The sequence below is a fragment of the Dyadobacter sp. genome (genome assembly GCF_051859145.1).
GTDB lineage: Bacteria > Bacteroidota > Bacteroidia > Cytophagales > Spirosomataceae > Dyadobacter.
The window spans coordinates 1-8784 of the sequence record NZ_JBHYGF010000158.1; the positions used below are offsets into that span (position 1 = coordinate 1).

Genomic DNA, 8784 nt, shown 5'->3' on the forward strand with positions numbered 1-8784 from the left:
GGTCACGAAGGTAAAAAGGAGAGCGGGGACGCGGCTCGGCGATCCGGTTGGAATAGTAATCCTTCCAGCGTGTGATCAGCTGGTTGCCGGACCTGTCGACTGTTCTTCTGTTCGTATCGGGAATGGTATCTTCCACAACCCACTCCTGTGGATATTGTGAATATGGCTCATCCGCATCAACCGAGATATTGGCCAGCAAAGCCGCTCCGGCTGATATACTTAAGACTTTAAATAGAAAAGAGTAAATCGTTGATGACAAAGTAATAGACTTATTTAGAGAAGGTTGTAATTACAATCAAATCCATCAAGACGATTTTATCTGCGTAAAGGTTTTTACAAAAATGCATTGCGGTTCAGTTTAACGAAGCGCTAGTTTTATCAAGTTTTCTACTGTGATTTCAGACCCTTCCCTTTTGATAATGGCGTCCAGGCTTTTCTCCGCTGTTGCCTTCGGTATCCCGAGGGTAATCAGCGCAGCGAGGGCTTCATTTCGCAAAGTTCCGGAAGATGTGTCTGACGATTTCTGACCTGTTGATACCAGCTCTTCCTTGCGTATTTTATCTCTTAATTCCAGAATAACGCGTTGAGCAGTTTTTGATCCAATCCCTTTGATGGACTGGATCAGTCGAAGATCTTCATCGATTATTCCCTGTCTTATTTCGGATGAAGACAGAGAGGAAAGCATGACAAGAGCCGTCGACGGACCTATTCCTGAAATGGTAATCAGATCCAGGAATAACTTTTTTTCATCACTTCCCCAGAAACCATATAACACATGTGCATCTTCCCTTATACTCAAAAACGTCACAAGTTTGCAACGTTCGCCCGGTTCGGGAAGTGAGGTATATGTTTGTAAGGAAATGCGAACTTCGTAGCCCAATCCGTTCACATCGATAATCGCATATGCCGGGTCTTTGTACGCTACTGTTCCGTTAACGTAGGCAATCATATAAATAGTATGTGCATTGTGGACTGTTGAATATTAGGCAGAAATGATCAGTTTTTGTCCAGGCTTGATAGAGTTACCGCGTATTTTGTTACGCTTTTTCAGCTGTCCTATTTCTAGTCCGTAGCGTTGTGAAATGATCCACAAAGTATCACCTTTCTGAACTGTATGGTAGCGCTTTCTGGTATGCCTTGCCTGGTTATATGCTTTCTGCTCGTCAACTTTTGGAGCTGCGGCTGCTACTCTCACCGGAGCTGGCGCCGTTTCTTTTACAGTTTTGTAAATCACCAGCCGCTGTCCTCTGGCGATAGCAGACCTGCGAATGCGGTTCCACTTTCTCAGCTCGGCAACACTCACGTGGTACCTTTTCGAAATAGTAGATAACGTTTCTCCGCGGCGTACTGTGTGACTGGTCTTTTTGGTGCGGTTTCTTTCAACCAATACCTGCTCTTCGCCTGTGTCCTCATCTTCGTCCGTCTCGGAAGTCTGACTGGCCAATGCATAAGGGAACGCTTTATTGACACTCAGTGAGTCGGTTCTGGTACTATCTGCTTTGGCAACAAGCACGCCATTCAACACCTTGCCCGTGCAATAATTCATGATCGAGTCACGGTTGCTGACAAAGTAAGTGTACTGCGGGCTGGGTACTTTCAGTACGAAATCGCGCGTTTGTGCAGGAAGTGAGGTTTTGGTAATCTGCGGGTTCAACTTTTTCAGATCCTCCATATTGATACTGCTCTGCTCACAAAAAGCAGCCAGATCAATGTAACCGTTGATGTGCACGGTATCGTGCGGGATCTGGAACTCCGTAGTCTGAGGGAAAATGCCGTGATCGTAACCATAATTCATCATATAGTTCATCGCGACATACTGCGGCACATAGGAGCGTGTTTCTCTCGGAAGTACATTATAGATCGTCCAGAAAGTAGTACCTCTTGACCGGCGCATAGCACGCTTTACATTGCCCGGACCCGTGTTATACGAAGCTAATGCGAGCTCCCAGTCGCCAAAAATTCTGTAAAGCTGTTTAAGATAAAGACAAGCAGCTTCTGTGGCTTTTACCGGCTCAAAGCGCTCATCGATGTATTTGTCCTGATACAAACCAAACTCACGGCCGGTTGCAGGCATAAACTGCCAAAGTCCGCCCGCGCGGGCGTGGGAAATGATCGTAGGATTAAGTCCCGACTCGATCATGGAAAGGTATTTCAATTCGGTAGGCAGACCATGCTTTTGCAATGCTTTTTCAAACATCGGGAAAAACAGGGGCATCCGCGCCATCATCGTCCGGGTGAAATCCGCCTTCTTATAAATGAAATATTCTACGAACTCGTGAGAGGATTTGTGGTAGGTAAGCGGAATGGACTTTTCAAGTTTTGCAAACCGCTCTTTCAGAAGATCCTGGGGAACGGCGGGATTAGGTCCTATTTCTTCAACTTCGGGTAGGTATGGAAGCAGGCTTGCTTCCTCCTGAGCTTCGGTTTTAAGCGTATCTTGCTCGAATGTTAACTTCTCCTGTGGAATCGCCGCGTTGGCGGATGCATTCCAGAACCCTGCACACATGGCTCCGAGCCACAATACTTTTTTAGAAAGCCTCATTAATAAAATGTTTTTTGAAGGTTAATCAATTCACGGTTTTCGATGGCTGATACCTGTTTTTAAACTACTTACAGATAGAAAATCCTGTTTTCAAAACTCCCTCTTCCGGGAAATCGTCCTGATGAATCGCAATAATCTCTAATACATTTACTTTTTATACACAAAAAACCTTTGTCAGAATAACTTTTGGATAACCGCCTTCTATTCTGGCACGATAATTTCCTTTTAACATTGGGTAAAATACAGATGCTGCTTAAAAAGCAAGGTCAAAAAAATTTAGACCTCCTGATCTGTATGATAGGTTTCGGCAACCTTTTGAGTGAACCTGGTCAGGTAGTCGGCGAATGCCAGCATTTTTTCCTCACCAAAATAAGGAGCCATTATCTGAATTCCAATCGGCATTCCTTCGTTGTCTGTTCCATTTGGAACTGCGATCGCCGGATTTCCAACCACATTGGCCTGCACAGTAAAAATATCCGCCAGATACATTTGTAATGGATCTTCGGTTTTTTCACCAATTGTAAAAGCGGTAGTAGGTGTAACGGGTGAAATCAGAAAGTCAAACTGGTCAAAAAACCGGTTCGTTTCCTCCCGCACCAATCTTCTAACGCGTTGCGCTTTGGTATAGTATGCGTCGTAGTAATTTGCGCTCAAAACAAAAGTACCCAGCAAAATCCGCCTGCGAACCTCCGCTCCAAATGCTTCCGTTCTGGTCTTTTTGTACATTGATTCCAGGTCAACAGACTCCGGACTTCTGTAACCATATCTCACACCATCAAAACGCGACAGGTTGGAACTTGCCTCAGCGGTTGTCAGGATATAATAAGTGGGCAACAGCGAATCAAGCAACTTCATTTCCACGGGCACTACCTCGTGACCTTCGGCCCGGAGGCGATCCAGCAGCTCCATTGTATTCCGGCGAATATCAGCAGAAATAGCCTCGTTTTCAACGGAATCACGGAGATAACCAATCCGTGCTTTTTCCGTGAATGCAAGCTGACTGGAATATTGAGGCACTATCTGCGTTGAAACGGTGCTGTCAAAATCGTCCGCACCAGCCATAATTTCCAGCAGCAATGCAGCGTCTGAGACGCTTTTGGTAATAGGACCAATGCAATCGAAAGAAGATGCGTAAGCGATCAGTCCGTACCTGGAAATCCTTCCGTAAGAAGGCTTGACACCCACAACGCCGCAGAATGCAGCGGGCTGCCGCACCGATCCGCCGGTATCGCTACCCAGCGAAGCGTGGCACAAACCTGCCTGAACTGCCACCGCCGAGCCGCCCGAAGAGCCGCCTGGTACTTTGGTATTATCCGCCGCATTCAGCACCGGCCCGAAAGACGAATTCTCGTTGGAAGATCCCATTGCAAATTCATCGCAGTTCTGCCGGCCAATGATGATCGCGTCTTCATCCAACAACCGTTGAACCGCAGTAGCTGTGAATGGCGCGATATAAGAATCTAGAATCTGGCTGGCCGCCTGTAATGCGTGGCCTTTGTAGGAAAGTACGTCTTTCAGTCCGATCACCATTCCTGCAAGCCTGCCAGCAGTACCGTCTGCAATCTTGCGATCAACGGTGGCGGCTTGTTCCCTTGCTTTGTCGGCATATACTTCAACAAAAGCATTGAGGTGGGAGTTGGACGCTATATTATGTAAGTAATGCTCAACTAGCTTGACGCAGGTCAGACCTCCTGTACGCAAATCTTCCTGAATTTCGGCTAGCGTCAGATACTCTTTCAATGTAAATGAATTGTGGGGTTGTAAATAAATAATCAGAGCCATTAAGGGATTAGCTTAAAGGCTCTGAATATACCTTAGATAAAGATGGAAGCGTTACTTGGGGTCTTCCATGCTTTTTTCAATATTTTCCTTAACGTCTTTAGTAGCGTTTTTGAATTCATTGATACCTTGCCCCAAACCGCGCATCAACTCAGGAATTTTCTTCGCACCGAAGAAGAGTAAAACGAACAAGGCAACAAAAAATATCTCCTGTCCCCCCAATCCCATAAATGCCAAAACGGTTGCTGATTCCATATCTGTTTCTTTTATATTGTTTACAAAAATAAAAATTCTTTTCTACAGAAACTACTAAAAGGTTCTGTTTTATCCTATGTTAATTGTTTTTCTCCGCTTTTCCCACTCACTAAATTTCTTCACATCATCACCCAAAGTTTTCACCAGCCAGACCACCAAAGCGACGTCGTCCGTGATACCTACGAAGGGCAGAAAATCAGGTATCAGGTCTATTGGTGACACAAAATAGATCAGTACTGCAACGATGGAAAGCAAGCTTTTCCAGGGCAGGCTCTTGTACTCGCCCGACGCGTAAGCCCGCACCATCCGGATCAGCAACTGAACACTGACAGCAAACTCAGCCAGGTTCTCGCGCATACCCACGTGCTGCAGCTTGCTCATTACATCTTTTGCCAATTCGAAAAGCTTACCTGAATTCCGGGCATACCGCCCCGCCTTGCCTGTTGCTTTCTTAAAAAAAATAGACTTTAATATCCGTGTGATCATCGAGCTGTTATTCATTATATATTGGCAGGAAAAAGTGGTTCTGAATGCCAATATAACTATCTAAATACGTAAAAAATTGCATTTTAGATCACTCTGGTTACTTTTCAGCCAAAAAATCACATTCCCCTTGGTATTAACAAATTATGTATCCTACTTTTAGGAAAAATTCAAAAAGCATTAATTTCTATTCAATAAACCATATTTCCCTATGAAGATCACTGTTGTAGGCGCGGGCGCCGTTGGTGCAACTACTGCCGATAATATTATTCGTCGTGAGCTGGCAGAGGAGGTCGTTCTACTCGACATCAAAGAGGGCGTGAGTGAGGGTAAATCGCTTGATATCTATCAAACTGCCGCATTGCTCGGCTTTAATACAAAACCGGTCGGCTCTACGAATGATTATGAAAAAACAAAGGGATCTGATGTAGTGGTAATCACTTCCGGCCTGCCACGCAAACCCGGCATGACCCGCGAAGAACTGATCGGAATCAATGCCGGAATTGTAAAAGGAGTTACTGAAAATATTCTCAAATATTCGCCTAAGGCAATCATCATCGTAGTTTCCAATCCAATGGACACGATGACTTACCTGGCTCTTAAAGAGTCGGGTATTCCGAAAAAGCGCCTGATCGGTATGGGCGGTGCATTGGACAGCGCGCGTTTCAAAACTTACCTCGCGCTGGCAATGGACGTTTCCCCGCTTGATATCCACGGAATGGTAATCGGCGGTCACGGGGATACTACGATGATTCCTTTGACCCGGCTGGCTACCTACAACGGTATCCCGGTGAGCCGGTTCCTGTCTTCCGAGCAGCTTGAAAAAGTAGCGGCTGACACGATGGTGGGAGGCGCAACACTTACCAAACTGATTGGTACTTCGGCCTGGTATGCACCAGGCGCCGCCACCATGTTGCTGGTTGAAAGTATCGTGCGTAACCAGAAACGCATTGTACCCTGCAGCGTGTATCTCAACGGCGAGTACGGTCAGAAAGATATCTGTATGGGCGTGCCCGTTGTTTTAGGTAGAAATGGTTGGGAAAAAATTATCAACCTTCGCCTGAGTGATGCTGAAAAAGCTGCGTTTGAAAAGTCAGCCGAAGCCGTTCGTTCTATGAATGGAGCGCTAAGTCTCTAAAATTCTTAAATTGTAATAAGCAAGCCGGCTGGATCTCCAAGCCGGCTTTTTTGTTTTTAAGAGTTTATCTTTTTGATCCTTTAACACACTTTTATGAAAACAGCACTATTAGCAATGTTCATGTTTATGAATGCATTATGTGCATTCTCGCAATCCATTAACGGAAAGGTTACCGATAAAAAAAGCGGCACAGCGCTCCCAGGTGTGTCGGTTTTAATGCAGGGTACCAATCAGGGAACTGTAACCGATGCAGAAGGTAAGTTCACGCTTACCGCCGGACCCGGAACCTACAATCTGGTGGTTTCATTTGTCGGGTACACAACTAAAACAGTACCCGCTACTTTGCAGGGCAATGTGCCTTCTGTAATCAACATTACACTTGCAGAGTCTTCGGAGGTACTGAGTGAAATCGTAGTCACAGGTTCCCGCAGCGGCGGCCGCTCCCGCATTGATTCGCCCGTGCCGGTGGACATTATCCCCGTGTCTCAGATTACCAACAACGTAGGCCAGGTGGATATCAACCAGATCCTGACCTATGTCGCGCCTTCCTTCCAATCTTCCCGGCAGACGATCTCCGACGGTTCCGACCACATTGATCCGGCCCAGCTTCGCGGATTGGGACCTGATCAGGTTTTGGTTTTGGTCAATGGAAAACGCAGGCACCAGTCTTCGCTGGTGAATGTAAATGGTACCGTCAACCGCGGCACGGTCGGCACTGACCTGAATGCAATTCCTGCTACTGCCGTGGATAAAATCGAAATTCTCCGCGACGGAGCGGCTGCTCAATATGGGTCTGATGCGATTGCAGGTGTTATCAATATTATACTAAAATCAAAAACAGGATTGAGCGGAAATGTTTCGTATGGACAGAATATGACAAAGTATGATAAAAACTATGTGGTGAATTATGGGAGAGACGAATCAGTGAAAATTTCGGACGGAGGTACTGCACAGGTTGGGCTAAACTATGGATTGAAGATCGGCGAAAAGGGATTTTTGAATTTGACAGGAGAGTATGTCAATCGCGGGGCGACAAATCGTGCGGGCACTTACACCGGCCAGATCTTCCCCGCAGTTGACGGCGCTATTGTCGATGCGCAACTGCTAACCGAGAAGGGATTGACCCGGGACGATTTCGATATGCGGATCGGAAACTCCAAAGTGCAGGGCGGCGGCGTGGTTTTGAATGCAGATATTCCCCTCTCACAGAATATAGATTTTTATGCATTCGGAGGTTATAACAACAAGAAAGGAAATGCAGCAGGGTTTTACCGGTATCCCAACTCCATTCCCGCAGCAGCCAGAACTGGTGTTCTTGCACTTTATCCGAAAGGTTTTTTACCAGAAATCAACAGCAACGTAACAGACATTTCGGCGGCGGCCGGTTTTCGGGGGAAGTTGGGTGAATGGAGGTTTGATCTGAGCAATACATTCGGCAAGAATGATTTCGACTATACCATTTCCAATTCTGTCAACTACACGCAGGTCAATACCGCTACGGCAATCCAGCAGCAGTTTAATGCGGGAGGAAATGGGTTTTCACAAAATACAATTAACCTGGATCTGAATAGAAAATTTGATGTTTTGACCGGATTGAATGTGGCAGTAGGCGCCGAGCAGCGGACCGACAAATACACGATAACCGCGGGAGAAGAAGCTTCTTATAAAAACTATGACGTAGCTGCCGGAGTAGCTGCTGGCGCACAGGTGTTTTCCGGGTTCTTTCCTCAGAATGCAGGATCCCATTCCCGAAATAGTGTCGCCGGCTACGTAGACCTTGAACAGGATTTAACGAAAAACTGGGTACTTAGTGCCGCGCTGCGCTTCGAGCACTATTCTGATTTTGGAAATACATTAAACTACAAAGTCGCTACGCGCTACAAAATCACTGATGGAATCGCATTGCGTGCCTCTGCAAGTACAGGTTTCCGGGCGCCTTCTTTGCAGCAGCGTTATTATGCCAAAACAAACACGCTCTTCGTCACACAGAACGGTCAGCAGGTAGCGCAGGAAAGCGGGACGTTTACAAATGACAGCCGCCCGGCAGCTATCCTCGGTATCCCGAAGCTGAAACAGGAAACCTCGCAAAGCTTTACGGTAGGAACCACCATTCAGCTGGCAAATGCTTTGGAGCTAACGGTGGACGCCTACCAGATCGACATTGACAATCGCATTGTGCTTACCAATAACTTCAACGACGGAGGTAACGCCGACTTGAAGGCACAACTCGCAGCAGCAAATGCAACTACTGCCAATTTCTTCTCCAATGCAGTAAATACCCGATCAAAAGGAATTGAAGGGGTACTCTCCTATTCTTCCAAGTTTGCAGGTAATCAATCTTTGAGAGCGGTACTAGCAGGTACTTTCATTCAAAATGAAGTAAAAAAGGGCGCGGACGGAAAACCCATTATCCACGCATCCGAAATTCTGGTCCAGACCAAACAGGTCAATACCTATTTCAACCGGGAAGATCAGAGCAGGTTTGAAATTGCAAGTCCAAAGAACAAGCAGAGCCTGACTGTCAACTATAATGTTGGCAAGCTCGGGATCATGTTACGCGGTGTGCGCTTTGGAGAAGTGACTTACC

The 8784-nt window shown here is 46.3% G+C and carries 8 protein-coding genes; 2 read left to right on the plus strand and 6 right to left on the minus strand.

The features are described 5' to 3' along the window. The 6 genes from ACTIE6_RS10730 to ACTIE6_RS10755 all read right to left on the minus strand — a co-directional run. The coding region (locus tag ACTIE6_RS10730; RefSeq protein WP_439556632.1) for a hypothetical protein at positions 1-259 on the minus strand (259 nt) is incomplete at its 3' end. Positions 260-358: 99 nt separating this feature from the next. Beyond that, on the minus strand, positions 359-949 hold the full coding sequence (gene ruvA, locus ACTIE6_RS10735; protein WP_056280315.1) for a Holliday junction branch migration protein RuvA: 591 nt from the start codon (positions 947-949) through the stop codon (positions 359-361). A 33-nt stretch (positions 950-982) separates the two neighbouring features. Beyond that, the gene (locus tag ACTIE6_RS10740; RefSeq protein ID WP_439556633.1) at positions 983-2542 is read right to left on the minus strand and encodes a LysM peptidoglycan-binding domain-containing protein; all 1560 of its coding nucleotides are present in this window, start codon (positions 2540-2542) and stop codon (positions 983-985) included. A gap of 276 nt (positions 2543-2818) precedes the next feature. Continuing rightward, positions 2819-4324 (minus strand): Asp-tRNA(Asn)/Glu-tRNA(Gln) amidotransferase subunit GatA, encoded by a 1506-nt coding sequence (gatA, locus tag ACTIE6_RS10745; protein WP_439556634.1) that lies wholly within the window; start codon positions 4322-4324, stop codon positions 2819-2821. A 51-nt stretch (positions 4325-4375) separates the two neighbouring features. Beyond that, positions 4376-4576 (minus strand): Sec-independent protein translocase subunit TatA/TatB, encoded by a 201-nt coding sequence (locus ACTIE6_RS10750; protein WP_031528639.1) that lies wholly within the window; start codon positions 4574-4576, stop codon positions 4376-4378. Between the two features lie 69 nt (positions 4577-4645). Continuing rightward, complete coding sequence (locus ACTIE6_RS10755; RefSeq protein WP_439556635.1) at positions 4646-5062, minus strand: YkvA family protein; 417 nt, start codon at positions 5060-5062, stop codon at positions 4646-4648. A 208-nt stretch (positions 5063-5270) separates the two neighbouring features. Between ACTIE6_RS10755 and mdh the strand changes: the two genes are divergently transcribed. Together mdh and ACTIE6_RS10765 are read left to right on the plus strand one after the other, a co-directional pair. Further along, positions 5271-6197, plus strand: coding sequence for a malate dehydrogenase (gene mdh, locus ACTIE6_RS10760; protein ID WP_031528641.1), 927 nt, complete (start codon positions 5271-5273; stop codon positions 6195-6197). Positions 6198-6290: 93 nt separating this feature from the next. Beyond that, the coding region (locus tag ACTIE6_RS10765; protein ID WP_439556636.1) for a TonB-dependent receptor at positions 6291-8784 on the plus strand (2494 nt) is incomplete at its 3' end.

Coding starts and splice junctions, on each gene's coding strand:
- gatA (WP_439556634.1), bottom strand. CDS start 4,324: ATGGCTCTGATTATTTATTTACAACCCCACAATTCATTTACATTGAAA.
- ACTIE6_RS10740 (WP_439556633.1), bottom strand. CDS start 2,542: ATGAGGCTTTCTAAAAAAGTATTGTGGCTCGGAGCCATGTGTGCAGGG.
- ACTIE6_RS10755 (WP_439556635.1), bottom strand. CDS start 5,062: ATGATCACACGGATATTAAAGTCTATTTTTTTTAAGAAAGCAACAGGC.
- ruvA (WP_056280315.1), bottom strand. CDS start 949: ATGATTGCCTACGTTAACGGAACAGTAGCGTACAAAGACCCGGCATAT.
- mdh (WP_031528641.1), top strand. CDS start 5,271: ATGAAGATCACTGTTGTAGGCGCGGGCGCCGTTGGTGCAACTACTGCC.
- ACTIE6_RS10750 (WP_031528639.1), bottom strand. CDS start 4,576: ATGGAATCAGCAACCGTTTTGGCATTTATGGGATTGGGGGGACAGGAG.